The sequence below is a fragment of the Hyphomonas sp. genome (assembly GCF_046313975.1).
Taxonomy (GTDB): domain Bacteria; phylum Pseudomonadota; class Alphaproteobacteria; order Caulobacterales; family Hyphomonadaceae; genus Hyphomonas.
The window spans coordinates 1-25,048 of record NZ_JBKBXB010000013.1 but is presented as its reverse complement, the minus strand read 5'-3'; the positions used below and the strand labels follow the sequence as shown (position 1 = coordinate 25,048).

Genomic DNA, 25,048 nt, shown 5'->3' with positions numbered 1-25,048 from the left:
CGCCTATTCGGCCGCGACTTTCTCCGGGGACGGAGGAACCCATCTGAGCACCGGCTTGCGGGCGGCGCGGGTCTCGTCGAGGCGTTTGGCCGGGGCGAGATAGGGCGCGCCTTTCAGCGTTTCGTCTCCCTGCGCAGCGCGGCGCGCGACGGATTCGAGCGCGTCGCAGAACCGGTCGAGCTCGGCCTTGGACTCCGTCTCGGTCGGCTCGATCAGCATGGCGCCGTGGACGACAAGGGGGAAATACATCGTCATCGGATGGTAGCCCTCGTCGATGAGGGCCTTGGCGATGTCGAGCGTCTCGATGCCGTCCGCGGTGAACGCGTCGGAGAACAGCGCCTCGTGCATGCAATAGCCGTCGAAGGCGGGGCTCATGACGTGCTTCAGGCGGGACTGGATATAGTTGGCGTTGAGGACAGCGTCCTCGGCCGCCTGTTTCAGACCGTCGGCGCCGTGGCTGAGCATGTATGTCAGTGCACGGACGAACATGCCCATCTGGCCATGGAAGGCAACCATGCGGCCGAAGCTCTCACTGGCTTCGCCTTCGGTATGCTCGGTTAGCCGGAAGATGCCGTCCTCATCCTTCACCACGAAAGGCACCGGCGCGAAAGGCGCGAGCGCGTCGGACAGAACTGTAGGGCCAGAGCCGGGGCCGCCGCCGCCATGCGGCGTGGAGAAGGTCTTGTGCAGGTTGATGTGCATCGCATCGACGCCGAGATCGCCGGGGCGCACGCGGCCGACGATGGCGTTGAAGTTTGCGCCGTCGCAGTAGAAATAGCCGCCAGCCTTGTGGATCAGTTCGGCAATCTCGCGGATGTCGGTTTCGAACAGGCCGCAGGTGTTCGGGTTGGTCAGCATGATGCCGGCGACATCATGGGACGTCTCGAGCTTGCGCTTGAGGTCAGCCATGTCGACGCGGCCGCGCTTGTTGGCCTTGATCTCGTCGACGATGAAGCCGCACTGAGCGGCGGTGGCAGGATTTGTTCCGTGCGCGGATTCGGGCACCAGCATGCGCTTGCGCACATCGCCCTCGCCGCGCGCGATCAGCGCCTGACGGATGGCGAGCAGGCCGCACAGCTCGCCATGCGCGCCCGCTTTCGGGCTCATCGCGACAGCGGGCATGCCCGTCAGCACTTTCAGCCAGGTGGCAAGCTCGTCGATCAGCTCCAGCGCGCCCTGCACGGTGGCCTGCGGCTGCAGCGGATGAATGTCGGCAAAGCCCGGCAGGCGCGCCATCTTCTCGTTGAGGCGCGGATTGTGCTTCATCGTGCAGCTGCCCAGCGGGAAGAGGCCGAGATCGATGGCGTAGTTCCTCTGCGAAAGGCGCATGTAATGGCGCACCGCCTGCGGCTCTGAGAGCCCCGCAAGGCCGGTATCCGTCTTGCGTGCAACACCGCCGAGACGGGATTTCAGGCCCTTCGGTTTTGGCAGGTCCACGCCGGTCGTCTCCGGCGTGCCGATTTCGAACAGCAGGTCTTCGTGCTGCAGAAGCCCGCGCGAGCCGGAGACGGTTTCGACGGTAGCGGCGGAGACGGCGGTGGGCGCCGTGGGGCGGCCGGTTGAATTCATGGACATCAGATGATCTCCTTCAGGGCGGCAGCATAGGCGGCGATATCGTCCGCCGTCGTACATTCGGTGGCGGCGAGGAGGATGACATCGCCGAGATGGTCGTGCGGGAAAAGGCGCGAGGCGCGCACACCGCCGACCACGCCGCGTTCATCCAGCATGGCCAGCACGGCTTCGGCATCCATCGGTGTACGGATGGCAAACTCGTTGAAGAAGCGCGGGGTGAGCACCTCGACGCCCTTCACTTTTCCGAGCGTATCCGCCAGTTCGATGGCCGCTTCATGGTTGAGCTCTGCCAGCTGTTTCAGACCCTTGCCGCCCAGCAGCGTCATGTGCGCCGTGAAGGCGAGCGCGCAGAGGCCGGAGTTGGTACAGATGTTCGAGGTCGCCTTGTCGCGGCGGATATGCTGTTCGCGTGTCGACAGCGTCAGCACGAAACCGCGCTTGCCGTCTGCATCCACCGTCTCGCCGCAGAGGCGGCCCGGCATCTGGCGCACCAGCTTGTCGCGCACCGCGAAGAGACCGACATAGGGCCCGCCGAAATTCAGGCCATTGCCGATGGACTGGCCCTCGCCTGCGGCAATATCCGCGCCCATCTCGCCGGGCGGGGTGACCATGCCGAGGCTGACCGCTTCGGTGAACACCGATACGAGCAGCGCGCCTTTCTCGTGCGCGGCGCTGGCAACGCCGGAGAGGTCCGTCACCGTGCCGAACACGTTCGGGCTCTGGCCGATGACACAGGCCGTTTCTCCGTCCACAGACTTTGACAAATCGCCTTCGCCGTCAATCGCGACGGGCAGCTGCACGACCACGAGACCCTGCGCTTCGCAGAGGAGGCGCGTGGCGGCGGCATAGTGCGGATGCAGGCCGCCGGAGAGGATGATCTTCTTCCGCTTCGTCACGCGCGCGGCCATCACGGCGGCCTCGGCGCAGGCGGTGGAGCCATCATACATGGACGCGTTGGCGACATCCATGGCGGTGAGCGCGGCGACCTGCGTCTGGAATTCGAACAGCGTCTGCAGCGTACCCTGCGCGATTTCCGGCTGGTAGGGCGTGTAGGTCGTCAGGAATTCCGAGCGCTGTATGATCATGTCGACAGTCGCCGGCACATGATGCTTGTAGGCGCCCGCGCCGACAAAGAACGGGCCGGAGGAGGCCGATCGGTTCTTCGCGGCAAGTTTCGTCATGTGACGCTCGACGGCAAGCTCGCCCTGATGGTCTGGCAGGCCGGCGACCTTGCCTTTCAGGCGCGCCTCTTCCGGAACGTCCGTATAGAAATCATCGACGGATTTCGCGCCGATGGTGGCCAGCATGCTGGCGCGGTCTACAGGCGTCAATGGGAGGTAACGCATGGATTTCAGAGCCCTTCGCAGTAAGCGGTGTAGGCGGCCTTGTCCATCAGGCTGGAAAGCTCGCCGGTATCAGAAAGCTTGACGCGGACGAACCAGCCATCGCCTTCCGGCGCTTCGCTGACGGTCTCGGAGGCATCCGCCAGCGCCGAGTTCACCTCGACGACGGAGCCGGAAACCGGCGAGTAGACATCCGAGGCTGCCTTGACACTTTCCACGACAGCGAAATCATCGCCCTTTGAGACCTTCGCGCCTGTTTCGGGAAGTTCGACATAGACGACATCGCCCAGCTGGCCGGCGGCGTAGGCCGTGATGCCGATGGTGCCGGTGTCGCCTTCAACGCGGATCCATTCATGGTCCTTGGTGTAATAGGTGGTCATCAGGGTTTCTCCTTGAACGGACTAACGTTTGTAACGGGCAGGCAGGAAGGGCAGCGCGGCGATCTCGGCCGGGCGCGGCTTGCCGCGCACCATCAGGTCGATCCTCGTGCCGGGCGCGGCATGGGCAACATTGATATAGCCCATCGCTACCGGCGCATCGACGCTGGGGCCGAAGCCGCCGGAGGTGACGATGCCGATAGCATTGTCGCCGAAGAAAATCTCGGTGCCTTCGCGCGCCGGCGCGCGTTCCAGCGGCTGGATGCCGACACGGCGTCGGGCGGGGCCTTCCTTCAACTCACGGAGGATGCGCGCGGCGCCCGGAAAATCGCCCGCCTCGCGGCGGCGCTTCTGGATGACCCAGGAAAGGTCGGCCTCAACTGGAGAAATGTCCGGCGCCAGGTCATGCCCGTAAAGGCAAAGCCCCGCTTCGAGGCGCAGCGAGTCGCGCGCTCCAAGCCCGATGGGGCGCACGGCGGGATCGTCCAGCAGGCGCTGCACCAGCGCCGTGCCGGCGGCCGCACTGGCAAGCACTTCGAAGCCATCCTCGCCGGTATAGCCGCAGCGGGAGATGATGAAGGTTTCGCCGTCCTGCACCACGCGGCGGCTCTCCATGAATTTCAGCTCTGCGCAGACGGGGAAAAGCGCGCCGAGCACGGTTTCCGCCTTCGGCCCCTGCAGCGCAAACAGCACGCCGTCATCGGCGCGCGTCAGCACGGCCTTGCCCGCGAGCGCGGTTTCGAAGATGCCCCAGTCCTGCTGCTTCATCGCGCCGTTGACGACGATATAGAGCTCGCCCTGGCGATCCTCCTCATACGGACGGGTGATGATCAGGTCGTCGAGGATGCCGCCGTCGGAATTGAGCAGTACGGTGAGGCGTGCCTGCCCCGGTTTCAGGCCGCGGATGTCGGAAGGCACCAGCGTTTCGATCAGCGCGGCGATCTCTTCATGGGCGGCCGGGTCTGCGCGCGTACCGGACGCGAGCGTGAGGTAGGACGGGCCCATGTGGGAGACGTCGAACAGGCCGGCCTGCGTGCGGGTCCAGAGGTGTTCCTCCTTCACGCCGGCCGGGAATTGCACAGGCATTTCATAGCCCGCGAACGGCACGAGCTTGGCGCCTTCCTGAACATGCAGGTCGTAGAGCGCGGTGCGGCGCAGGGTTTCAGTCGTTGTGTCAGCCATCGCGCCATCCCGGAAAGCAGACGGTTTGCGGGCATGGCCGCACGTCCGTCGCCCCCGCTGTCCTTGGCGCCTGAGAGATTCCGCCGGAATACGCCCGGCTTGCTCCTTCGGCGAAGCGCCCGAAGCGCCTCTTTCCAGCGTGTTGATCTTCTTCCGGCCCTTTTGCCTGAGCGATTCCGGGGCGGTTGCGCCTTCGGCGGCGGCCACCGAATGCCGCTCTCTCCCGGAAGAAGATACCTTGGGGGTCAGCTAGCCCGGATTCTGCGGCGCGGCAAGGGCGGTCGGCTGCTCAGCCGGGCTCCGCCGCACGTTGTGCATAGGAAGTGAGCGCCGCCATCACCGCGCGCCAGGGATGCGGGCCATAACTGATGCGGCGCACGCCTGCTTCGGCGAGCGGGCCGTAGCCGGTCGCTTCGGGCCCGGACATCACATTCACCGGCAGCGGCGAGCCGGCGCAGACCTGGCGGATCAGCGCCAGGTCGCGCAGGCCGGGCACGAAGAAGCTGCTGGCGCCGGCGGCGGCATAGGCCTCGGCGCGCGCGATGATGGCCGCAAGCTGGGCGTCGTGTTCGGCCGGCTTGGTGTTGAGGCAGATGTCGGTGCGCGCGTTGATCCAGAAACCCGGCAGCACGGCGTCGGCGGCCGCGCGCACGGCGCGGATACGGGCGGCGGCTTCCTCCAGCGGCCGCATGCCGGTGCCATCTCCGGCAGGGTAGCCATCCTCGAGGTTGATGCCGACCACGCCGGCGGCGATGACGCGGCGGATATTTTCGGCAAGGCCCGCTTCGCTGGCGGCATAGCCGGCCTCGAAGTCCAGCGAGACGGGCAGGTCCACCGCGCGCACGATGCCGGCGATGTGATCCAGCACGACGTCCAGCGGCACGGCTTCCTTGTCGCCAAAGCCGAGCGCGCCGCCGACCGAGGCGCTGCCTGTCGCAAGTGCCGCCGCGCCTGCAGCCGCAACCGTGCGGGCGGAGCCGGCATCCCAGATGTTCACAAGCACCAGCGGGCGATCGCCGCTGTGCAGGCGGCTGAACTGCGCGAGTTTTTCGGTCTGGGTCGGCATGCGCCTGCTCCTGTGTCTGGGTTGCAGACATGCAGATAGGGTGGCGCACGGCCCGCCGCGACCCGTTTCTTGCGCGCGCGGCGGACACTGCACCCCCGAAGCTGCCTTACTTCGCCCCGCGCACCAGGCGCAGCTCGATGCGTTTCAACTCGCGCAGCAGGGCGAGGTGGTTCATGCGCATCCAGAACCAGATCTTGATCAGGCCGACCGCGATCATGGAGAAAAGGAAGATGGCGAGCCAGAAAACCATCAGGCGCGGCTCGCTGGCAGCGTACATCTGGAACCCCGCCCAGACGGCAATGCCGAAAAAGGCAAAGCTCAGCACGAAGGCAAAACCGGTCCAGATCGTCATCGGCCCGGTAAAGGTCGCGCCGAGCTGGCCGAACAGGGTTTCGCCCTCTTCGAGATTGCGGAGGAAGGCTTCGTCTTCCGCCGTCAGGCTGTCTTTCAGCTTGGATTCAAAACTGGTCATGTCAGGTCTCCTTCCAGAAGGTCCTTCAGGTGTTGGCGCGCATGAAAGATGCGCGACTTGGCCGTGCCGACGGGGACGCCCGTTGCGGCGGCGGTTTCGGCGAGGGTGAGCCCCTCGCTGAAATACAGGATGGCGGCGATGCGGTGCTCGGCGCTGAGCTGGCCGAGGGCTTCGGTGATGGCGTGGCGCACCGGCTCAGCGTCCGGCGAGGTCGGCTCCGGCACAGATTCGGCGGCGACGAAACGCTTGCGGTCGCTGCCGAGGCGGCGGATGCGGTCCGCGCATTTGCGGGTGAGGATGCCGTAGGCCCAGGCCGGGAACATCGCAGGGTCCGACAGGCGCAGCCAGCCGCGGCAGATGCCGCCCCAGGCCTCCTGCACCGCCTCGCGCGCCTCCTCCGCGTCGCCCAGCATCCGCCGGGCGGCCCGCATCAGGCGCGGCTGCCAGCGCGCGGCAAGCCGCTCCGCCGCCCGCGCATCCCCGCTGCGCACCAGCGTGACGAGCAGTTCGTCGTAAACCCTGTCGGATTCGCTGAGAGCCATGCCGCGACCTTCCTTTCAGAGGTATAGTCGTCCGGCAGGGCCAAAAGGTTCAATCGCGGCCTTCCCGGCTGAGTTCGGCCACCAGCGGCTGGTGATCGGTGATGCGGAAGCCGAGATCGATGCCGCGCACGGCGCCGACCCGCACACCCGGCGAGACGACGAGACCATCGATATTGGTCGTATAGTTAACGCCCGCCGTATAGGGCTGCTCATTCGTGCGCACGCTCGGCACGGAAGGATCGATCACCACCTGCCAGCCTTCGGCGAGTTCCTCGCGCGGGAAATCGTGAATCCAGAACTGGGCCGCGTCATCTGCCGTGTACGGAAAATCCGTCGGCGCGAGGCGCATGTTCCAGTCGCCGCCGACAACGACCGCCTTGCCCTGATCATGGTAAGACCGCGCCAGCGCCAGCACTTCGCGCAGCTGCTGCATGCGCGTGTTCGCGCCTTCATCGAAAGCGGAAAGGTGGACATTGATCAGCACCCAAGGCTCGCCGGACACTTCCAGCTCCGTCACCTGCACATGATAGCGCCGCTTGATGAAGCCCATGATCGGCCCCGGTTCTTCCGGAATGCGGACGATCTCCGTGCCGCCATTCGCAACCTTCAGGAACGTGCCGAGGCCGACCCGCAGGCCGAACGGGCTGGGGATCAGCCGTGTACGGATATCCGAGGAGAAGAACATCGTATGGCCCGGCAGCGCCTTCTTCACGCCCTTCGCCACATCCACGCCATGCGTCAGGAATCCGGGGCCGGCGAGTTCCTGCATCATCAGCACATCCGGCGCCTGGGCGCGCAGCACGTCCTGGATGCCGGCAAGATTCTTCTTCACGATATCCTTGCCAGGCGGGCGCAGCATCTGGCCGCCATCGGCCTTGAAATCCGACTCCTCGCCAAGCCCCGAATAGCCGATATTCCAGATCATCACTTTCAGCGGCTCGCTCGCCGCCGCAAGCGGCGCAGAGGCGGCGGCGCGCCGGACGGGAATGTTCTTGTCGGCCAAAGTCATGCACCCCGCGAGTGTGAGATAAAGGACCAGCAGGGCAATCAGCCCCGCCGGGATCAGGATTTTACGCATCGGCCACCTCGGCTTCCCTTACAGGTTCCACATGGGCAGGGCTTTCCTTGGCCTCAGGCCGGTTGAGTTGTTCGACCACCCATTGCGCGATACCGAGCGCGGCGGCAACACCGCCCCACTCGCTCGAGATGCGCGTGACGAAGGCGAGGACTGATTTCTGGTCGATCATGGCCACGGTGATCTGCGAATAGCGCGTCACATATTCCGGCTTCATGTCGGGCGTATTCTGGCGGAACACGAGCAGCGCGTCGACATATTCACTGATCACCGAGGCATAGCTGCCGACATAGGTCCAGGTTCCGACGACGACGACCGAGATGATGCCGATCATCGTGGAGACGAGCGTCAGCAACACGGCATTGTTGATGAACAGGCTGCGCAGCGGCGTCAGGCGCACGGCAAGGTTGATGGCGAAGATGCCGGCGAGGAACACGAAAACCGGCGTCATGCTGTTCTCGGCCTGCGAGAGCATCAGCTGGATATCGAGATAGGACATTTCGAGACCGCGCATCAGCGTGTCGGAATCCGAGGCCGCGCTGCCCGGCAGGTTGCCGATAGCGGCCTGCGCGAGGGCCTGCAGCCGGCTGCCATCCGCAAGGGCCTGCTTCACCAGCATCGCGATCAGCGCTGCGCCACCGGCAAAGAACAGTACACTGAAGATGCCATAGACGAGGTAGGTATAGAACAATGGTTTTCGTTCATCCCCATCCGCTGCCATCGCCGTACGGATGCCGTGCACATAGACGATCAGGCCCACGCCGATGAGGCCCAGCAGGGTCGCCGTCGGATTTTCGGCGATGATGCCGGCCAGCGTCACATCCGGGCAGGCGCTGTCAATCATCCAGACCATCGCGGCGCCGAAGGTGACGAGCGTGATCTCGCCATACGCCCCGCTCGCCCGCCGCTCCTTGGACCCGACCCGGAAATGCAGCGAATGCCGCTTCACCCAGACAGGCCCCGCGATCACATAGGCCACCACAACCGCAGCCACCGCCAGCAACCAGGCATACAGAAGAATCACGGCGCGCCCCCACCAGACCGTTAAACACGAACGCCCTTGATGGCAGCGACCGGCGGGGATGGCAACCGGGCAGCGGCGGCGGGCCCGGCATCTGCAAAAAAAGTTTCAGGCCGGTGCATCCATACGCCTCGCGGGCTGCATCTGTTGCTCAGAACACCCATCGGAGAGCTCCATGATCAGAAACCTATCGACGCGCCTCTGCGCCGCCCTCATCGCGCTGGCGGTGGCGCCAGCAATTGCCTGCGGCCAACCCGCAGGACGGCCAGACCCCGCCGCCATCAGCATGGACGCCTCTGAAAACCGCGACGTCATGCTGTCCCTTGCGAATGTCCTGCGCGAGCGTTTCGCCTTCAGGGACCGCGGCGCCGCTGCCGCGCGCGAGATCGAAGCCCTCGAACAGCGCGGTGTCTTCAGGGACGCCGCCACTGCCGCCGAGCTGATGAGCCTGATCGACACGCATGTGAAACCGCTCGTCGATGATCGCCACTTTCGCGTTCGTTACATGGGCCCTGAAGTGACCGCGACATTCAGCGACGCGCCGCCTTCGGCGGAAGACATCGCCCTGTTCCATGAGGAAGTCCGTCTTCGCGGCGGCGAGATTCCCGACGTGCGTTGGCTGGCCGGCAATGTGGGATACCTTCGTATCAACATGTTCCTCAATGCTGATCCCAGCATCGAAAAGCTCGCTGCAGCGATGGGCATGCTTGCGGACACCAGCGCCCTGATCATTGATGTTCGCGACGCGCCGGGCGGCGAACCTGCCAGCGTTGCCAATGTTATCGGTCATCTCGTATCCGAGCGCACAGCCACGGTGAATGTGCAGGATCCGATTGATCCGGCTGGAAACCGCACGCTCTACGCAGATCCCCGCTCGCCGGCGTACACGGACAAACCTGTTTTCGTGCTGATCAACGGGCGCACCGGCTCCGGCGCCGAGGAATTCGCCTACGACCTTCAGGCCATGAAGCGCGCAACGCTTGTCGGCACGACCACGGCCGGCGCGGCGACCCCCGGCGGCTATCGTCCGCTTGCGGCAGGCTTCGCCGCCTTCATCCCTATGCAGATCGTCAACAACGCCATCACCGGCGGCAACTGGGAAGGCGTCGGCGTTAAGCCCGACATAGAAGTCCCCGCCGAAGCCGCTTTGGAGCGGGCGCATCGCCTCGCCCTCGAAGCTATCCTTGAAACCGCGGAAGGCATCCACCGCGACATCGCCGAGGAAGGGCTTGCTTCGCTGGACCAATAGGGTGCCACGCGCAGGGTGCATTGCGCTTCGATCAAGGCACCCTGCGGGATTACATCCGCTCCGGCACCGTGATGCCCAGGAGGCCGAGCCCCGTCTCAAGCTGGTGCCGCACGGCGTCGGCGAGCGCCAGCCGGCTCGCGCGCTTGGCGGCGTCCGCTTCTGCTGCAATCGGCAGGGCCGCGTAGAAGCTGCTGAAGGCCTGCGCGAGGTTGTAGAGGTGTTCGCACAGGATGTGCGGCATGCGTTTCTCGCGCGCGCCGAGCACGGCGGCGCCGAAGCCGTCGAGCTGCAACACGAGCGCGCGTTCGGCGTCTTCCGTCACCGCCACCTCGCCCGGCACATGCCCGGCCTCTGCGGCCTTGCGCAGCACCGATTTGATCCGCACCGCCGCATACATCAGGTAGGGCCCGGTCTTGCCTTCGAAGCTGGTGAAGCGGTCAAGGTCGAATACATAGTTCGTGGTCCGCGTATTCATCAGGTCGGAAAAGCGCAGCGCCGCGACGGCGACTTTTTTCGCGACATCGAAGCGTTCCTCATCGCCCATGTCCTCCGGCAGCTTGCCGGCAGCCTCGATTTTCCGGAACGCTTCTTCCAGTGCCATGCTGTTGAGATCGGCAAGGCGCAGCACGCCGCCTTCGCGCGTCTTGAACGGCTTGCCATCGGCGCCGTTCACCGTGCCGAAGCCGATATGTTCCAGCCTGTCTTCCGCGATCAGGCCGAGCATGGCGGCGGCGCGGTAGACCTGCTCGAAGTGCAGCGCCTGGCGCTGGTCGACAACATACAGCATGCGCTCTGGCGTGGGCTTCAGGGTCTCCATCCGGTCAAGGATCGTCGCGAGGTCAGTGGTGTGATAGCCCGTGCCGCCGCGGCTGTTGACCAGCATGACGGGCGGCATTTCCTTCTTGTCGCTGTCCTTCGCAACGCGGACGATCCACGCCCCGTCGCTCTCCTCGGCGAGCCCAGCCGCCTTGAAGCGTTCGACGAGGCCGGGGATCAGGTGATCCACATCGCTCTCGCCCTTCCACAGGTCGAAGGAGACGTTGAGGAAGCCGTAGTCTTTCTTCAGTTCCTCCACCGACACATCGATGAAATGGCGCAGGAGCGCGCGGTACCCCGCCCGCCCGGCCTGCATTTCGGCGACGGCCTTCTGCGAGCGCTCGTTACGCGCCTCGTCCGCCTTCGCCTTGTTGGAGGCCTGCGGATAAAGCCGGCCGAGATCCTCGATGGTGACCGGTGGCTCCTTCGGATACGGTCCCGTATAAGCCGCGTCGAAATAGATCAGCCCCGGCTGCTCGTCCTCAAGCTCGGTGACGAGATGACCCATCTGCAGGCCCCAGTCGCCGAGGTGCACGTCCGAGATCACCGTATCGCCAGCAAAGCGGCAGATGCGTTTCAGCGTGTCGCCGATTACCGCCGAGCGCAGGTGGCCGACATGCATGGGCTTGGCGACATTCGCGCCGCCGAAATCAATGACCGTGACCTGCGCGCCCGCGGCCTTCTCGCCCCCCGCCATCGCGTCGGCCCGCACGCCCTCGGCCCGCGCCGACAGCGCCGCGTCCGAAACCCGCAGGTTGATGAAGCCCGGCCCGGCCACTTCCGCCGACAGCACCAGCGGATGCGCCTTCAGCTTCGCGGCAATCTCGCCGGCAATCTCGCGCGGATTCTTCCCGGCCGCGTTCGCCGCCGCCATCGCGCCATTGCACTGGAAATCCGCCAGTTCCGGCTTGTCGCTGCGGCGCACCTCACCGAAGCGCGCCTCCAGCCCCATACCCTCAAACGCGGCCCCCGCAGCGGCCGACAGTTCCTTCGCCAGGCTGGGCATGGTCTCAGCCCGCCGTGGCGTCGAGACGGAATCGCTGGCCCGAACGGTTGAACTCGAGCTGCTCCGGCGACAGCTCGAAGCCGACGATGATCTCGAAGTTCACGCCCGAGATCGACTCGTCGGCGCGCGGGATGGTGATCTTGTTCACAAGTTCCGTCTTCGCCGCGACATTGCCGCGTCTGAACTCGCCCTGGGCATTGAAATACTCCTTCGCCAGCACCTTGCCATTGCGGCGGGTGACAGCGACGAAATACGGGTAGTCATGCGCATCGGCCGTGGCGCGCGGGCCCTTGCCGAAGGCGAAATCGATCTCGATCTCGGCCTCCAGAGGCTCATCCTTGAAGTAGCGGCAATAGAGGCGCACGTCGGTGATCTCGCCGGTATAGGCGATGTCGGAATAGTTCCCGGCAGTGCCGTCCGCGAACTTCACATACCGCGCCGCGTCATAGACCGACCCGCCCACCGGGCAGGCCCCTGCATTCGGCGTATTGTCGAGCTGGCGGGCGAGGCGCGTGCCGCACCCCGTAAGGACGAGGGCCGCCACGAGGGCCAGAACGAGGGGAAATGTCTTGCGCATGCGTCGGCGTGTCCATCTTGGCCTTATGCTAAGGCCTGTCCATCTGATAGCGTGACCCGTGTTAAAGGCCTTGGCGCGAGCGCGCAACGCATCAGGCGCAGGAGATTTTGACCCAGAATGACCGCCCGACCGCCCCTCACCCTCCGCCTGGCCGCCCCGCGGGGCTTCTGCGCCGGGGTCGACCGCGCCATCCAGATCGTCGAGGAATCCCTCTCCAAATGGGGCGCCCCGGTCTATGTGCGCCACGAAATCGTGCACAACCGGCATGTGGTGGAGCGGCTCGAAGCCCTCGGCGCCATCTTTGTGGAGGAACTCTCCGAATGCCCGGATGACCGTCCTGTCATCTTCTCGGCCCACGGCGTGCCCAAATCGGTCCCCGCCGAGGCGCGCACCCGCAACATGATCTATGTCGACGCCACCTGCCCCCTCGTCTCCAAGGTGCATGTCGAGGCCGAGCGCCACCATCAGAACGCCCGCGAGATCATCCTCATCGGCCATGCCGGCCACCCCGAAGTGATCGGCACGATGGGCCAGCTGCCGGGTGGCGCCGTCACCCTGATCGAGACGGTGGAGGATGCCCGCGCCTACCAGCCGAAGGACCCCGCCAATCTCGCCTTCCTCACCCAGACGACGCTGAGCGTGGACGACACCGCCGAGATCGTCGCCGCCCTGCAGGCGCGCTTCCCCGGCATCGCCACGCCCCACAAGGAAGACATCTGCTACGCCACCACCAACCGCCAGGAGGCGGTGAAGGTGCTCGCCCCCGGCGCCGGCCTCGTTCTGGTCATCGGTGCTGGCACGAGTTCCAACTCCGTCCGCCTCGTCGAGGTCGCCCTGCGCGCGGGCGCCGCGCGGGCCGAACTCATCGCCTCGGCCGAAGACATCGACTGGACCTGGTTCGACGGCGTGTCCGTCCTCGGCCTCACCGCCGGCGCCAGCGCCCCGGAAGACCTCGTGCAAGGCGTCATCGACGCCTGCCGGGAGCGCTTCGACGTGACCATGGAAACGGTGAAGACGGCGGATGAGACCGTGACGTTCAAATTGCCGCGGGTGTTGGCGGGGTGAGCACAACTTTTGCCGCCTAACGCGACGCGATGTAGTTGGCGTTACACAATTCTCGCAAACCGATGCGATCATAGTTGGTATTAATCGAACGGACTTCCGCTAGTGATGTTTTGAAAGTTTCTGCGTCGCCCTACGAAGACGCGTTTGCCAGATGTGTGTCGTCATCCCGGTTTCGCCACAGGCGAAGACCGGGACCCGGACCTTGCAGGTTGTCATGCAGGACAAAGCCGCTGGCGGAATGGTCCGGAAACTGAGTTCCGGATAATCGCTCACGCGATTTCCGGGATGAAGGGTCATGAGGGTTTCCCCGATGCCCTCACCAAATCCCACTCCCCACCCCCGCCATCAGCCCCGCGCCCAGTTCGCGGCACTTGGCCAGCGTCTCCGGCGGCACGGTCTTGGGCGCGAGGATTTGTTCCGGGGTCTGAGCATTCGTGTTCACGATCATCGGCGGCTGCACTTCCCTGAGGCGCCAGCCGGTCGCGATGCGGGCGAGCTGGCGGGCGGCGCCCTGCCCGTCGCTGCCGGCGGCGATCATCAGGGCGTAGGGCCGCCCCTCGATGCGCCCGAGCAGGGGGTAGTAGCAGCGGTCGAAGAATTCCTTCATCGCGCCGGAGAGGCTGGCGAGGTTTTCCGGCGCCGCGAACAGATAGCCCGCCGCGCCGAGCATATCCTCCGGCCCCGCCGCCTCCGCTGCGACGAGCCGCGCTTGGCCCTCACCCCGCGCCCCCTCAAACGCCGCCCGCGCCATCGCCTCCGCCGTGCCGGTGCGCGAATGCCAGAGGATGAGAAGCTGTTTCATGGGGCCATCCTAAACACGCCCCACGCACCATGCTATACCGCCCCCGCGGCGGGGAGGCCGCCAACATGCTGACACACGCCAAGGCCATCACCTTCGTCCTCACCCCGGACCACAAGCGCGCGAGCGCCTGGTACCGCGATGTGCTGGGGCTCACCCCTGTCTCGACCGACGACTTCGCCGCCGTGTTCGATCTTGCCGGCACCACGCTGCGCCTCACCACCGTTCAGGGCTGGCAGGCGGGCGCGCACACCGTGCTCGGCTGGGCCGTGCCGGACATCCGCGCGGCGATGGCGGGGCTGAAGGCAAAGGGCGTCGAGTTTCTCGTCTATCCGGGCTTCGGCCAGGATGCGGACGGCGTCTGGTCCGCCCCCGGCGGGGCGGTGAAAGTCTGCTGGTTCAACGATCCCGACGGCAACAATCTCAGCCTTACCCAGATGCCCTGAGCGGCCATTCCGTTCAGAAGTCTACCCTCCCCGTGTGGACAGTTTCTGGACGGTTTTCAGCCGCTCCGGGCGCGCCAGGTGCGGTAGCGCTTCACCAGTTTGCGCGTCTTCAGCTGATCGCGGATCACCGTCAGCAGCGGCGAGGCGCGCCAGATCGCGCCCTTGCCATCGGCGGCCCGCGTCAGCTGGCGCTTGGTCAGCGCCATCACCGCCATGCCCGCCATCGTGCGGTTTTTCCACGCCACTTCCGGCAGGGTGATGTCGTTCATCTTGCCCTTGCGCCATTGGTCCGGCAGGTCCGGCACATAGGCCATCGCCCGGCCGATGCCGAGCACCTCGACCCCGAAGCCGTGCGCGTCTTTCGCCAGCGCCGCCTCAGCCGTTGCCTTGCGATAGATGCCGCCGGTCACCATGATCGGCACGGTCGTCACGGCCGCGATTTGCCGGGCGAAATCAATGAAGTAGGCCTCGCGTTTGGAGGTGGAGCTGTCATCGGTATGGCCCTGCATGGCCGGGCTTTCGTAATTGCCGCCGGAAAGCTCCAACAGGTCGAGGCCGAGCGTGTTGAGCTCAGCGGCCACCCATTTGGCATCCTCGAAGTCGAACCCGCCCTTCTGGAAATCCGCCGAATTGAGCTTGACCGACACGCAGAAGCCCGGGCTCACCCGTGCCCGCACCGCCTTGACGGTTTCCAGCAGGAACCGTGCCCGGTTCTCGCGGCTACCGCCCCACTGATCCGTGCGCTTGTTGACGAGGGGCGAGAGGAACTGGCTGATCAGATACCCATGCGCCGCATGTATCTGCACCCCGGTAAACCCCGCCTCCTCCGCCAGTGCCGCCGTGGTGGCAAACCGCACGATGATCTCGCGGATCTCGGTTTCCTCAAGCGCCCGCGGCTGTGCCAGAAGTTTCGAATGCTGCCCCAGGTCGACCGGCACCGGCGACGGCGCCACGGCCTGCTCGCCCATCGCGGCAAACATCTGCCGTCCCGGATGGTTGATCTGCATGAACAGGTGCCCGCCTTCCGGCTTCGCCGCCTTCGCCCAGTCGCGGAAAGGCGCAAGGTCCGTGCCCTCTTCCAGCACCACCCCGCCCGGCCCGGTCAGCGCGCCGGGCGTCACCATCACATTGCCGGTGAGCACGAGGCCGACGCCGCCTTTCGCCCAGCCTTCATATAGCCGCCGCAGCTGCGCCCCCGGCACCTGGCCCGGCGCGGAGAGGTTTTCCTCCATCGCCGCCTTGCACAGCCGGTTCGGCATGACGGCGCCGTTCGGCAGTGTCAGGGGCGTGAAGAGCGGCGAGTCGGACATGTTGAAACACCTCGGTTGCGTTGCAGTCGGCTCTGCCCTAAACCTTAAACCATGGTTGAAGGTCAAGCGGCATGAAGATCGGCGAGCTTTCGGAGCGTACGGGCCTGCCTGCCTCACGCATCCGCTATTACGAGACCCATGGCCTGATCCCGCCTGCGGACCGGGCGCCCAATGGCTACCGCGATTATGACGCCTCGATGATCGAACGCCTGCGGATGATCGATCTCGCCAAGTCACTCGGCTTCTCACTCGAGGAAATCTCCGGCCTGATGGCCACCAGCCCCGGCGCGCGGCCGAGCTGCGAGACGGTTTCTGCCGCGCTCGAACAGAAGCTCGTCGCCATCGATGCCCACATGAAACAGCTGCGCGAAACGCGCCGGCGCATCGACTCCACCCTGCGCTACCTGAAGGAAAACCCGGGCGCGGAGGCCCATGCCGATGTCAGCCGTATCCGCTTCTGACCCCGCGTCCGGCGCGCGCGCTGAGGCGTCCTCTGGCCTCTGCTGCGCCCCTTTGCCATAAGCCGCCCATGAGTTTCCGCGTCGCCGCCTTCTACAAGTTCTTCCGCTTTCCGGACTACCGCGATCGCCAGCAGGCGCTGGCGGCGAAGTTCTGCGGGCTCGGCGTGAAGGGCTCCGTCCTGCTCGCCGAAGAAGGCGTCAACGGCACCATCGCGGGCGCGCCTGAAGCGATTGACGAAGCGCTCGCCGCGCTGCGCGCCCTGCCCGGCGCAGAAACGCTGGAGGCGAAGTTCGCAGACGCGGAGACCATGCCTTTCCGCCGCCTGAAAGTGCGCCTGAAGCGCGAGATCGTGACGATGGGCGTGCCCGGCACGGACCCGAACGCGCTCGTCGGCAGCTATGTGAAGCCGGAAGACTGGAACGCGCTGATCTCTGATCCGGACACTGTTCTGATCGACACACGCAACGATTATGAAGTGTCCATCGGCACATTCGAAAGGGCCATCGATCCGCAGACGGACAGTTTCCGCGACTTCCCCGCCTGGTTCCGCGATTTCCGCGCACGCCTCGAAAGCGAAGGCCGTACGCCGAAGATCGCGATGTTCTGCACCGGCGGCATCCGCTGCGAAAAAGCCACCAGCTTTGTCAAGGCCGAAGGCATCGAGGATGTGTTCCACCTTGAAGGCGGCATCCTGAAATATCTCGAAACCGTGCCGGAGGCTGATAGCCTGTGGCGCGGCGAGTGTTTCGTGTTCGACGAGCGCGTCAGCGTGCGCCACGACCTGACGCCCGGCGACCACGTTCTCTGCCACGCCTGCGGCCGGCCCGTCTCACCGGAGGGCCGTCAGCACAAGGATTATGTCGAAGGCGTCTCCTGCCCCGCCTGCATCAGCGAGATGACTGACGCCCAACGCGCCCGCTTCGCCGAACGCCAGCGCCAGATGGCCCTTGCCCGCGCGCGCGGCGAACAGCACATGGCCCCCACAACGCGCGATCCGTGACACTCCTATACACCTTCCGCCGCTGCCCCCTACGCCATGCGCGCCCGGATGGCGCTCGCTGCCTCCGGCGTTCCGGTCCGCGTGCGTGAAGTTCTGCTCCGCGACAAGCCGCCCGAAATGCTCGCCGTCAGCCCCAAGGGCACGGTACCCGTCCTTGTACAGACGGACGGCCTCGTGATCGATGAAAGCCTGGACATCATGCACTGGGCCCTCGCGCAGAACGACCCTGAAGGTTGGATGAACGCCGACGCGGCCGAAACCGCGCGCCTGATCGCACAGAATGATGGCCCCTTCAAACACGCCCTCGACCGCTACAAGTACGCAGACCGCCACAAGACAGACGCGGAAGGCCACCGCGCCGCCGCGATAGACATCCTCGAAGGCCTCGCCGCGCGCATCGACGCGAAGGGCGGCCAGCTGATGGGCCCCGCGCCCACGCTCGCCGACATCGCGATCTTTCCCTTCGTGCGCCAGTTCGCCGCGGTGGACTGGACCTACTGGCAGGCGCACGCCCCTTCGGCCCTGCAGGGCTGGCTTGCCGGCCACATCGCGAGCCCGCGCTTCCACGCGGTCATGGCCCAGTACCCGGTCTGGCAACCCGGCTCTGCCGAACCTCAGCTCGCCACAGGCTGACGGGCGCGCCCTTTGCCCCCTTGCAAAATCCGGGGCGGCGCGTAAAAGCGCGGCTTCCCGGCCCGGGCGCCTTGCGGCGGCTGCGGCAATTGATGCATCGGAGTGTAGCTCAGCCTGGTAGAGCACTAGCTTCGGGAGCTAGGGGCCGGAGGTTCGAATCCTCTCACTCCGACCATCATCAAACGTTGGACGCTCAGCGGCAAAACACGATCCGGGGAAATTGTATTTCGTTTGAAGATGCCGGAGCGCCGGCGAAGGCCGGTATCCCCGCCGCGCGCCTCACCGCAGCTCTTTCCGGATCACCAGCTTCAGGCCCGACCAGACGGCATCCACGGCGCAGACCTTCACATCCACAAAGCCCATCGGCAGTGCCAGAGACCGGATCACATCTTCGGTGATATCGGTTTCAACCCTGGCCGCCTTCTTGGGCCAGGACACCCAGACCATGCCATCGGCCGCGAGCAGCTGGCGAAGCCTCGCCAGATCCGGCTCCAGCGCCGCAGCCAAGGTGTGGAAGATGTGCGCGGCGCCCAGCGCCTTCACAGGCCGGGCGAGATAGCGCGGGCACACCGTCTGTTCGATCTCGGCGCGCACGGTATCCGGCATTGCCTTCGCCCAGAGCGGCGCGCCTTCGGCGAAGCCGAGCTTTTTCCCGAGCGGTGTGCCTGAATATCCGGCGGGCATGTCGAAACCTCCCGCCAGCCTGGCTTTAGGCTTTCAGCGCGGCGCGCACGGCCTCGAGCGCGTCGCCGGCCTTGTCCGCATCCGGCCCGCCTGCCATCGCCATGTCCGGCCGGCCGCCGCCGCCCTGCCCGCCGATGACGCCGGCGGCGACTTTCACAAGGTCCACGGCCGAGTATTTCTCCGTCAGGTCCTTGGTGACGCCGACGGCCACACCGGCCTTGCCGCCTTCGGTGCCGATGAACACGACGATGCCTGAACCGATCTTGGCTTTCGCCTCATCGACCAGCGCACGCAGGTCCTTGCCGCCGACGCCTTCGGCGACGCGGGCGATCAGATTGACGCCGTTGATCACTTCCGGACCAGCCGGCGCGCCGCCGCCCCCGCCCATCGCCAGCTTACGCTTGGCTTCGGCGAGTTCCTTCTCCAGCGAGCGGCGCTCTTCGGTGAGCGCAGCAACACGGCGCGGCAGGTCCTTCAGCGGCACTTTCAGGCTGTCGGCGACATCGGCGGCAATCTGCGCCCGGCCTTTGAGGTAGGCGAGCGCCTCGGCGCCCGTGGCCGCCTCGATGCGGCGCACACCGGCAGACACGCCGCCCTCGGAGAGGATGGCGAACACGGCGATATCGCCCGACCGCTCGACATGCGTGCCGCCGCACAGCTCGACCGAATAAGGCCGTCCGTCCCCGGACGGCTCGCCCATCGACAGGACACGGACTTCATCGCCATACTTCTCGCCGAACAGCGCCAGCGCGCCGGCCTCGATGGCTTTTTCCGGGCTGGTGACTTTGATGCCGGTTTCGATATTCGCGCGGATCTGGGCGTTGACCTCGTCCTCCACCGCCTCGATCTCGGCCGGCGTCATCGGCGCGCCGTGCGAGAAGTCGAAGCGGAAACGGTCCGCCTCCACCAGCGAGCCCTTCTGCGTGACATGCACGCCCAGCACCTTGCGCAGGGCGGCATGCATCAGGTGGGTTGCCGAATGGTTCGCCATCACCTGCCGCCGGCGCACGCCGTTGACCTTCAGTTGCGCTTTCGCGCCGGCCTTTGCCGAGCCGGACACCAGTTCGCCGATATGAACATGCAGGTCGCCCGCGCGCTTCTGCACGTCGCGCACGATGAAGCGCGCGCCGCCTTCGAAGATGATCTCGCCATGATCGCCCGCCTGGCCGCCGGATTCGGCGTAAAAGGGCGTCGCGTCAAACACCAGTTCTGCAGGGCCAGGCGCGACCGTGTCCACGAGTTCGCCGCCCATGGCCGCCGCGACGAGCTTGCCTTCTCCGGCAAGATTGCCATAGCCGGTGAATTTCGTAGCGCCGAGCCGGCCGCGCACATCAAACCAGATTTCATCCGTGGCCTGATCACCGGAGGAGAAGCCTGCAGCGCGGCTTTTCTCGCGCTGGACTTCCAGCGCCGTCTCGAATCCGGCCACATCCACCTCAAGGCCGCGGCCGCGCAGGATGTCCTGCGTCAGGTCGAGCGGGAAGCCGAACGTGTCTGACAGGCTGAACGCGACATCGCCGGGCAGCGCGGCGCCGGGCTTCAGTTCGGAGACCGCCTTGTCGAGCAGGGCTAGGCCGTTGCCGAGGGTGCGCTGGAAGCGGGCCTCTTCCTGTTCGATCGCCGCCTCGATGGCGACCTGCGCGCGGCCGAGCTCCGGATAGGCCTTGCCCATCTGGGCAACGAGGGCCGGCACGAGCTTGTGCATCAGCGGCTCGCGCGCGCCGAGCATGTGGCCGTGGCGCATCGCCCGGCGCATGATCCGGCGCAGCACATAGCCGCGCCCCTCATTCGACGGCAGTACTCCGTCTGCCACGAGGAAGGCAGATGTGCGCAGATGGTCCGCGATGACGCGGAAGGAGGCCGTCTTGTCGCCTTCAGCTTTCTGGCGATAGACGGATTCCTCCGCATCGATCAGCGCACGGAACAGGTCGATCTCGTAATTGTTGTGCTTGCCCTGCAGCACGGCCGCAACGCGCTCCAGCCCCATGCCCGTGTCGATGGAGGGCTTGGGCAGGTTCGTGCGCTTGCCGCCCTCATGCTGCTCGAACTGCATGAAGACGAGGTTCCAGATTTCGATGAACCGGTCGCCGTCCTGCTCCGCGCTGCCGGGCGGGCCACCCCAGACCTTGTCGCCATGATCGAAGAAAATCTCCGAACACGGGCCGCACGGGCCAGTATCGCCCATCGACCAGAAATTGTCACTCGTCCCGATACGGATGATTTTCGAGTCCGGCAGGCCGGCGACTTTTTTCCAGATCGTGGCGGCCTCTTCGTCTTCGGCATAGACCGTCACGAGGAGGCGTTTCGGGTCGAGCCCGTAATCCTTCGTCACCAGGTCCCAGGCGAAATGGACCGCATCCTCCTTGAAATAGTCGCCGAAGGAGAAGTTCCCCAGCATCTCGAAGAAGGTGTGGTGGCGGGCCGTATAGCCGACATTGTCGAGGTCGTTATGCTTGCCGCCGGCACGCACGCATTTCTGCGAGGTCACCGCGCGCGGCGCGAAGGGCTTCTCGGCACCGGTGAAGATGTTCTTGAACGGCACCATGCCGGCATTGACGAACAACAGGGTCGGGTCGTTCTGCGGCACTAGCGGGGCCGAGGGCCGGCGCGCGTGTCCGTTCTTCTCAAAATAGCTGAGGAACGTTTCCCGGATTTCATTTACGCCTTGCATCTGCCCTCTTGGTCCTTGCCCGAATGGAGATTCCCGCACCCGCCATAGACGAGGCGCAGGAAGGATTACAGAGGCGATATAAAGGCCCCTTTGCAGCCCGCCAAGACAAGGCGCGCCGCAAAGGGGACTCTTCCAGCCCGGAGATCGATAGGCCGGAAGCTTGCCAGCCCGGTCGGCGAGGCCCCTTGTGCCTGCTTTCCGGTCTGGCGCGCGGGCCCGGCCCGAAGGCCGGTGACCCGCTATCCTGTATTATCCGGCGCGCCGGTCAGCCTTCAGCGGCGTCCGGGGCGTCATCCTCGCCGGCTTCCATGCCGGCCGCCAGCAGCTCTTCCGCCAACAGGCCCGCATTGCGCCGCACGGCGTCCTCGATCTCGTTGGCCATGGCCGGGTTTTCCTTCAGGAACTGGCGCGCCTTTTCGCGGCCTTGCCCGATGCGCTCGCCATTATAGGAGAACCAGGAGCCCGATTTCTCGACGACATTGGCCTTGACCCCAAGATCAAGCAGTTCGCCGGTCTTGGAAATACCCTCACCGTAAAGAATGTCGAATTCCACCTGCCGGAAGGGCGGGGCGACCTTGTTCTTCACAACCTTGACGCGCGTCTGGTTGCCGATGACTTCCTCGCGCTCCTTGATCTGGCCGATACGGCGGATATCGAGGCGCACGGAAGCGTAGAATTTCAGGGCATTGCCGCCCGTGGTGGTCTCCGGGTTGCCGAACATCACGCCGATCTTCATGCGGATCTGGTTGATGAAGATCACCATGCATTTCGACTTGGAGATCGAGCCGGTGAGCTTGCGCAGCGCCTGGCTCATCAGGCGGGCCTGCAGGCCCGGCAGCTGGTCGCCCATCTCGCCTTCAAGCTCGGCGCGCGGCGTCAGCGCCGCCACCGAGTCGATGACCAGAAGGTCCACCGCGCCCGAGCGCACCAGCGTATCGGCAATCTCCAGCGCCTGCTCGCCCGAATCAGGCTGCGAAACCAGCAGATCGTCCAGGTCGACGCCCAGTTTCGCCGCATAGACCGGGTCCAGCGCGTGTTCCGCGTCGATGAAGGCGCAGACGCCGCCATTCTTCTGGGCCTCGGCCACACAATGCAGCGACAGCGTCGTCTTGCCCGAGCTTTCCGGCCCGAAAATCTCGATGATCCGGCCCTTCGGCAGGCCGCCGATGCCGAGCGCGATATCGAGGCCCAGCGAGCCGGTCGAGACCGCCTCGATGTCCATGGATTTCTTGTCGCCCAGGCGCATCACGGAGCCCTTGCCGAAGGAGCGCTCGATATTCCCGAGCGCCGTTTCGAGGGCCTTTTGCTTGTCCACGCCTGAATCCTTATCCACGAGGGTGAGTACAGCCTTGCTCACGAGTCGTCTCCTTTGGTCTACCATAGGGGCCAGTTTGGCAAGGCCCCCGATTGCCATCTCTGAGGCGTGTGTACACTATTTGTTCCGGAGAACAAAGCAGAAACTTGTGAACAGCTCACTTTTCTTCTGCCGCCCCGTCTGGCATGCTCCGGGCATGCTCACACGATCCGGAAATCACGGCGGCGAGGCCCGTATCCGCTATGGCGACGCGGATTTCGACATCCTCTCGCCCGGCACTTATGTCACCTGCGCGGTCACTGGCCGGCAGATCCCACTCAATGCGCTGCGCTACTGGAGCGTTGACCTGCAGGAGGCCTACTGGGATGCCGAAGCCGCCGCAAAACGCCTCACCCCGCCGAAGTCCTGAAAAGGCTGTGAAGTCTTTCGCCGGCGTCATCGTGCTGCTTCTCGTGGCGGCCTGTTCTGCTGCGACCTCAAGCGGCCCGCCTCTTGCCGCCTCTGAAGGCTCAACTGCTCCGGAAGAAATCGGGGCGCCCCCGGAAGACATCTCGGAAGAGGACGCGCCGCCTGCCCGTTGCGGCGGCATCCTGAAACAGGGCGGCCTCATCCTGTGCCGCGGCGCACCCGGCGACACCTTCCGCATCGGCGAGGCCGACTTCACGGCCGGGCCGGACGGCTATGTCCATTACGGCCTCTCGCGCCTCGCCCCAGAGCGTATCGCCATCTTCGGCCGGGAGTTTGAGACCGAACTCGAGATCGCCCCCCGCCAGGACGAGCGGCGCACGGTCACCGGCGTTGATTGCGACAAGGTCGATGCCCGCACGCCCGAGCAGAAAGCCCATGCCGCGCGCAGCTGGGAGCAGAAGCAAGCCGCCTTCGCCACTTTCGAGGAGGGCCCCGGCGCCACGGCCGGCTTTGTCTCGCCCTCCACCACGCCGCGCTCTTCGCTCTTCGGGCCGGTGCGGCGCTATACGGGCGTGTCGAAAACGTCAGGCGCGGCCTGTAGCTCGGAGTCCGTGCATCTCGGCCTCGACTTTGCCGCCCCTGTCGGCGCGCCCATCTTCGCCCCCGCCCCCGGCATCGTCACCCTCGCCGAGGCCGACCTCTACTACGAAGGCGGCACCATCTTTCTGGACCACGGCCACGGCCTCCTGTCGGTGTTCATGCACCTATCGGATGTCGGCGTCACCGCGGGCCAGGCAGTCAGCCTCGGCGAGCCGATCGGACGCGCCGGCAATACGGGCCGCTCCTCCGGGCCGCACCTGCACTGGGGCGTCAAATGGCGCAACGCCGCCAGCAGCGACCGCGACGGCGACTTTTACATCGACCCCGCCCTGCTGCTCGATCTTCCGCTCACGGACTGATCCGGCATGGCCAATGAAATCGCCCCGCTGGTCCAGCGCTGGATCGAAGGCCACATCGCCGCCTCCGCGCCCGGCCATGTTCCCGTCCTCTTCCTTTCCGGCGCGCAGGGCTCCGGCAAGTCCACCGCGCTTGCCGAAGCGCTCGGCAGGATTCAGCGCCGCATCGTCGGCGCCAGCCTTGATGATTTCTATGCCACGCCGGAACAGCGCCGGGCGCGCGGCGCAGGCAATGCGCTGTTCGAAGTCCGCGGCCCGCCCGGCACGCACAAGCTTGCGTTGCTCAACCTGATGATCAACGTCCTGCGCTCTACCGGCCCGGGCACAGAATTCGACATTCCGATCTTCAACAAGGCCGCCGACCGGCCCCTGCCCCATTCCATGTGGCGCACCGTCCGGGGGCGGCCGGCGGCGATTGTGATTGAGGGCTGGATGATGGGCGTGCTGCCGGAGCCGGACGCGCCCGCCACACCGCCCATCAATGATGTGGAAGCGTCTGACACAGACGGAACCTGGCGGCGCGCGCAGGAAGCGGATCTCGCGGGCGACTATTCCGCGCTCTGGGACAGGGCGGATGGTTTCCTGCACATTCTCGCGCCGGATTTTGACTGCGTGCCCGGATGGCGCCTCGAACAGGAAGCGGGCCTGCTGGCCTCGCGGGGTGAAGCGATGACGGATGAGCGCCGTGCATGGGTCCTGAATTTCGTTCAGCACTATGAACGCCTCACCCGCCGCATGCTTTCCGGCGGGCGCCGCCCCGGCGCGGAGATTTATATCGACAATCAGCGCCGCGTGATCCGCACCGAAGGCCTCTGACGTTCAGTCGCCCGCATCATTCTGCATCAGGGCCTGCCCATCCGTCACATAGTCGATCAGCGAGCGCATGCCTTGCTGGTTCTGCTCAGCCCAGCGCGTGTTCGCTTCCGGCGAAATCAGCCGTACACCGATGATCTGGCCGCTGATGATGGCCTGCAGCGTGGACATCATGTCCGTATGCGACA

The 25,048-nt window shown here is 65.6% G+C and carries 26 protein-coding genes, 1 tRNA gene and 1 riboswitch; of the genes, 10 read left to right on the top strand and 17 right to left on the bottom strand.

What is annotated here, in order from left to right; genetic code table 11:
• Window positions 1-3: 3 nt before the first annotated feature.
• The 9 genes from gcvPB to ACK4TE_RS06635 all read right to left on the bottom strand — a co-directional run bounded on the left by gcvPB (window position 4) and on the right by ACK4TE_RS06635 (window position 8,653).
• Window positions 4-1,575, bottom strand: a complete 1,572-nt coding sequence (gene gcvPB, locus ACK4TE_RS06675; RefSeq protein WP_409910714.1) for an aminomethyl-transferring glycine dehydrogenase subunit GcvPB — start codon at window positions 1,573-1,575, stop codon at window positions 4-6.
• On the bottom strand, window positions 1,575-2,918 hold the full coding sequence (gene gcvPA, locus ACK4TE_RS06670; RefSeq protein ID WP_409910713.1) for an aminomethyl-transferring glycine dehydrogenase subunit GcvPA: 1,344 nt from the start codon (window positions 2,916-2,918) through the stop codon (window positions 1,575-1,577). The genes gcvPB and gcvPA overlap by 1 nt, the downstream gene beginning before the upstream one ends.
• Window positions 2,919-2,923: 5 nt before the next feature.
• Complete coding sequence (gene gcvH, locus ACK4TE_RS06665) at window positions 2,924-3,295, bottom strand: glycine cleavage system protein GcvH (protein WP_409910712.1); 372 nt, start codon at window positions 3,293-3,295, stop codon at window positions 2,924-2,926.
• Between the two features lie 21 nt (window positions 3,296-3,316).
• On the bottom strand, window positions 3,317-4,474 hold the full coding sequence (gene gcvT / locus ACK4TE_RS06660) for a glycine cleavage system aminomethyltransferase GcvT (protein ID WP_409910711.1): 1,158 nt from the start codon (window positions 4,472-4,474) through the stop codon (window positions 3,317-3,319).
• 144 nt (window positions 4,475-4,618) lie between these two features.
• A riboswitch (glycine riboswitch) is annotated at window positions 4,619-4,710 on the bottom strand.
• Between the two features lie 53 nt (window positions 4,711-4,763).
• On the bottom strand, window positions 4,764-5,540 hold the full coding sequence (locus ACK4TE_RS06655; protein WP_409910710.1) for an isocitrate lyase/phosphoenolpyruvate mutase family protein: 777 nt from the start codon (window positions 5,538-5,540) through the stop codon (window positions 4,764-4,766).
• A gap of 106 nt (window positions 5,541-5,646) precedes the next feature.
• Window positions 5,647-6,012, bottom strand: coding sequence for a DUF6768 family protein (locus tag ACK4TE_RS06650; RefSeq protein WP_409910709.1), 366 nt, complete (start codon window positions 6,010-6,012; stop codon window positions 5,647-5,649).
• Window positions 6,009-6,554 (bottom strand): RNA polymerase sigma factor, encoded by a 546-nt coding sequence (locus ACK4TE_RS06645; protein ID WP_409910708.1) that lies wholly within the window; start codon window positions 6,552-6,554, stop codon window positions 6,009-6,011. Before ACK4TE_RS06645 ends, ACK4TE_RS06650 begins: the two co-directional genes overlap by 4 nt.
• A gap of 49 nt (window positions 6,555-6,603) precedes the next feature.
• On the bottom strand, window positions 6,604-7,632 hold the full coding sequence (locus ACK4TE_RS06640) for an endonuclease/exonuclease/phosphatase family protein (protein WP_409910707.1): 1,029 nt from the start codon (window positions 7,630-7,632) through the stop codon (window positions 6,604-6,606).
• Window positions 7,625-8,653 carry a hypothetical protein gene (locus ACK4TE_RS06635; RefSeq protein ID WP_409910706.1) on the bottom strand — a complete coding sequence of 343 codons (1,029 nt, stop codon included), beginning with the start codon at window positions 8,651-8,653 and terminating at the stop codon, window positions 7,625-7,627. Before ACK4TE_RS06635 ends, ACK4TE_RS06640 begins: the two co-directional genes overlap by 8 nt.
• Before the next feature lie 172 nt (window positions 8,654-8,825).
• Between ACK4TE_RS06635 and ACK4TE_RS06630 the strand changes: the two genes are divergently transcribed.
• Complete coding sequence (locus tag ACK4TE_RS06630) at window positions 8,826-9,899, top strand: S41 family peptidase (protein WP_409910705.1); 1,074 nt, start codon at window positions 8,826-8,828, stop codon at window positions 9,897-9,899.
• Window positions 9,900-9,948: 49 nt separating this feature from the next.
• Here the strand turns inward: ACK4TE_RS06630 and argS are convergent, their stop codons facing one another.
• Complete coding sequence (argS, locus tag ACK4TE_RS06625) at window positions 9,949-11,721, bottom strand: arginine--tRNA ligase (RefSeq protein WP_409910704.1); 1,773 nt, start codon at window positions 11,719-11,721, stop codon at window positions 9,949-9,951.
• Window positions 11,722-11,725: 4 nt separating this feature from the next.
• Window positions 11,726-12,298, bottom strand: coding sequence for a hypothetical protein (locus tag ACK4TE_RS06620; protein WP_409910703.1), 573 nt, complete (start codon window positions 12,296-12,298; stop codon window positions 11,726-11,728).
• A 117-nt stretch (window positions 12,299-12,415) separates the two neighbouring features.
• Here ACK4TE_RS06620 and ispH point away from each other — a divergent pair, with 117 nt between their 5' ends.
• On the top strand, window positions 12,416-13,363 hold the full coding sequence (gene ispH, locus ACK4TE_RS06615; protein ID WP_409910702.1) for a 4-hydroxy-3-methylbut-2-enyl diphosphate reductase: 948 nt from the start codon (window positions 12,416-12,418) through the stop codon (window positions 13,361-13,363).
• A gap of 316 nt (window positions 13,364-13,679) precedes the next feature.
• Here the strand turns inward: ispH and ACK4TE_RS06610 are convergent, their stop codons facing one another.
• Entirely contained in the window at window positions 13,680-14,165 is a 486-nt protein-coding gene (locus ACK4TE_RS06610) for a flavodoxin family protein (protein ID WP_409910701.1), read from the bottom strand.
• Window positions 14,166-14,230: 65 nt separating this feature from the next.
• Between ACK4TE_RS06610 and ACK4TE_RS06605 the strand changes: the two genes are divergently transcribed.
• On the top strand, window positions 14,231-14,608 hold the full coding sequence (locus ACK4TE_RS06605) for a VOC family protein (protein WP_409910700.1): 378 nt from the start codon (window positions 14,231-14,233) through the stop codon (window positions 14,606-14,608).
• Window positions 14,609-14,664: 56 nt separating this feature from the next.
• Here ACK4TE_RS06605 and ACK4TE_RS06600 read toward each other — a convergent pair whose 3' ends face one another.
• A complete protein-coding gene (locus ACK4TE_RS06600) occupies window positions 14,665-15,918 on the bottom strand; it encodes an NADH:flavin oxidoreductase/NADH oxidase family protein (protein WP_409910699.1) in 1,254 nt (417 codons plus the stop codon).
• Between the two features lie 71 nt (window positions 15,919-15,989).
• Between ACK4TE_RS06600 and ACK4TE_RS06595 the strand changes: the two genes are divergently transcribed.
• From ACK4TE_RS06595 to ACK4TE_RS06580, 4 genes are all read left to right on the top strand, one after another.
• Window positions 15,990-16,379: a MerR family transcriptional regulator gene (locus ACK4TE_RS06595; protein WP_409910698.1), complete on the top strand. Its 390-nt coding sequence runs from the start codon at window positions 15,990-15,992 to the stop codon at window positions 16,377-16,379.
• A 68-nt stretch (window positions 16,380-16,447) separates the two neighbouring features.
• Window positions 16,448-17,380, top strand: coding sequence for a rhodanese-related sulfurtransferase (locus ACK4TE_RS06590; protein ID WP_409910697.1), 933 nt, complete (start codon window positions 16,448-16,450; stop codon window positions 17,378-17,380).
• Window positions 17,381-17,428: 48 nt separating this feature from the next.
• A complete protein-coding gene (locus ACK4TE_RS06585; RefSeq protein ID WP_409910696.1) occupies window positions 17,429-18,013 on the top strand; it encodes a glutathione S-transferase in 585 nt (194 codons plus the stop codon).
• Between the two features lie 98 nt (window positions 18,014-18,111).
• Window positions 18,112-18,188: transfer RNA gene (locus ACK4TE_RS06580), tRNA-Pro, on the top strand.
• Window positions 18,189-18,292: 104 nt separating this feature from the next.
• On the opposite strand, the gene ACK4TE_RS06575 is transcribed toward ACK4TE_RS06580, so the two are convergent.
• From ACK4TE_RS06575 to recA, 3 genes are all read right to left on the bottom strand, one after another.
• Complete coding sequence (locus ACK4TE_RS06575; protein WP_409910695.1) at window positions 18,293-18,697, bottom strand: hypothetical protein; 405 nt, start codon at window positions 18,695-18,697, stop codon at window positions 18,293-18,295.
• Between the two features lie 25 nt (window positions 18,698-18,722).
• Window positions 18,723-21,368: an alanine--tRNA ligase gene (alaS, locus tag ACK4TE_RS06570; RefSeq protein WP_409910694.1), complete on the bottom strand. Its 2,646-nt coding sequence runs from the start codon at window positions 21,366-21,368 to the stop codon at window positions 18,723-18,725.
• A gap of 265 nt (window positions 21,369-21,633) precedes the next feature.
• Window positions 21,634-22,725: a recombinase RecA gene (gene recA, locus ACK4TE_RS06565; RefSeq protein WP_409910693.1), complete on the bottom strand. Its 1,092-nt coding sequence runs from the start codon at window positions 22,723-22,725 to the stop codon at window positions 21,634-21,636.
• A 154-nt stretch (window positions 22,726-22,879) separates the two neighbouring features.
• Here recA and ACK4TE_RS06560 point away from each other — a divergent pair, with 154 nt between their 5' ends.
• The 3 genes from ACK4TE_RS06560 to ACK4TE_RS06550 are packed head-to-tail and all read left to right on the top strand — an operon-like array spanning window position 22,880 to window position 24,863.
• Window positions 22,880-23,092, top strand: coding sequence for a DUF2093 domain-containing protein (locus tag ACK4TE_RS06560; RefSeq protein WP_409910692.1), 213 nt, complete (start codon window positions 22,880-22,882; stop codon window positions 23,090-23,092).
• A gap of 7 nt (window positions 23,093-23,099) precedes the next feature.
• On the top strand, window positions 23,100-24,050 hold the full coding sequence (locus ACK4TE_RS06555; RefSeq protein ID WP_409910691.1) for a M23 family metallopeptidase: 951 nt from the start codon (window positions 23,100-23,102) through the stop codon (window positions 24,048-24,050).
• A 6-nt stretch (window positions 24,051-24,056) separates the two neighbouring features.
• Window positions 24,057-24,863 (top strand): hypothetical protein, encoded by an 807-nt coding sequence (locus ACK4TE_RS06550; RefSeq protein ID WP_409910690.1) that lies wholly within the window; start codon window positions 24,057-24,059, stop codon window positions 24,861-24,863.
• 3 nt (window positions 24,864-24,866) lie between these two features.
• Here ACK4TE_RS06550 and ACK4TE_RS06545 read toward each other — a convergent pair.
• The coding region (locus ACK4TE_RS06545) for a hypothetical protein (protein WP_409910689.1) at window positions 24,867-25,048 on the bottom strand (182 nt) is incomplete at its 5' end.

Bases quoted from the DNA above. Each gene is read 5' to 3' on its own strand.
- gcvPB (WP_409910714.1), bottom strand. From the start codon at position 1,575: ATGTCCATGAATTCAACCGGCCGCCCCACGGCGCCCACCGCCGTCTCC.
- gcvPA (WP_409910713.1), bottom strand. From the start codon at position 2,918: ATGCGTTACCTCCCATTGACGCCTGTAGACCGCGCCAGCATGCTGGCC.
- gcvH (WP_409910712.1), bottom strand. From the start codon at position 3,295: ATGACCACCTATTACACCAAGGACCATGAATGGATCCGCGTTGAAGGC.
- gcvT (WP_409910711.1), bottom strand. From the start codon at position 4,474: ATGGCTGACACAACGACTGAAACCCTGCGCCGCACCGCGCTCTACGAC.
- ACK4TE_RS06655 (WP_409910710.1), bottom strand. From the start codon at position 5,540: ATGCCGACCCAGACCGAAAAACTCGCGCAGTTCAGCCGCCTGCACAGC.
- ACK4TE_RS06650 (WP_409910709.1), bottom strand. From the start codon at position 6,012: ATGACCAGTTTTGAATCCAAGCTGAAAGACAGCCTGACGGCGGAAGAC.
- ACK4TE_RS06645 (WP_409910708.1), bottom strand. From the start codon at position 6,554: ATGGCTCTCAGCGAATCCGACAGGGTTTACGACGAACTGCTCGTCACG.
- ACK4TE_RS06640 (WP_409910707.1), bottom strand. From the start codon at position 7,632: ATGCGTAAAATCCTGATCCCGGCGGGGCTGATTGCCCTGCTGGTCCTT.
- ACK4TE_RS06630 (WP_409910705.1), top strand. From the start codon at position 8,826: ATGATCAGAAACCTATCGACGCGCCTCTGCGCCGCCCTCATCGCGCTG.
- argS (WP_409910704.1), bottom strand. From the start codon at position 11,721: ATGCCCAGCCTGGCGAAGGAACTGTCGGCCGCTGCGGGGGCCGCGTTT.
- ACK4TE_RS06620 (WP_409910703.1), bottom strand. From the start codon at position 12,298: ATGCGCAAGACATTTCCCCTCGTTCTGGCCCTCGTGGCGGCCCTCGTC.
- ispH (WP_409910702.1), top strand. From the start codon at position 12,416: ATGACCGCCCGACCGCCCCTCACCCTCCGCCTGGCCGCCCCGCGGGGC.
- ACK4TE_RS06610 (WP_409910701.1), bottom strand. From the start codon at position 14,165: ATGAAACAGCTTCTCATCCTCTGGCATTCGCGCACCGGCACGGCGGAG.
- ACK4TE_RS06605 (WP_409910700.1), top strand. From the start codon at position 14,231: ATGCTGACACACGCCAAGGCCATCACCTTCGTCCTCACCCCGGACCAC.
- ACK4TE_RS06600 (WP_409910699.1), bottom strand. From the start codon at position 15,918: ATGTCCGACTCGCCGCTCTTCACGCCCCTGACACTGCCGAACGGCGCC.
- ACK4TE_RS06595 (WP_409910698.1), top strand. From the start codon at position 15,990: ATGAAGATCGGCGAGCTTTCGGAGCGTACGGGCCTGCCTGCCTCACGC.
- ACK4TE_RS06590 (WP_409910697.1), top strand. From the start codon at position 16,448: ATGAGTTTCCGCGTCGCCGCCTTCTACAAGTTCTTCCGCTTTCCGGAC.
- ACK4TE_RS06585 (WP_409910696.1), top strand. From the start codon at position 17,429: ATGGCGCTCGCTGCCTCCGGCGTTCCGGTCCGCGTGCGTGAAGTTCTG.
- ACK4TE_RS06575 (WP_409910695.1), bottom strand. From the start codon at position 18,697: ATGCCCGCCGGATATTCAGGCACACCGCTCGGGAAAAAGCTCGGCTTC.
- alaS (WP_409910694.1), bottom strand. From the start codon at position 21,368: ATGCAAGGCGTAAATGAAATCCGGGAAACGTTCCTCAGCTATTTTGAG.
- ACK4TE_RS06560 (WP_409910692.1), top strand. From the start codon at position 22,880: ATGCTCACACGATCCGGAAATCACGGCGGCGAGGCCCGTATCCGCTAT.
- ACK4TE_RS06550 (WP_409910690.1), top strand. From the start codon at position 24,057: ATGGCCAATGAAATCGCCCCGCTGGTCCAGCGCTGGATCGAAGGCCAC.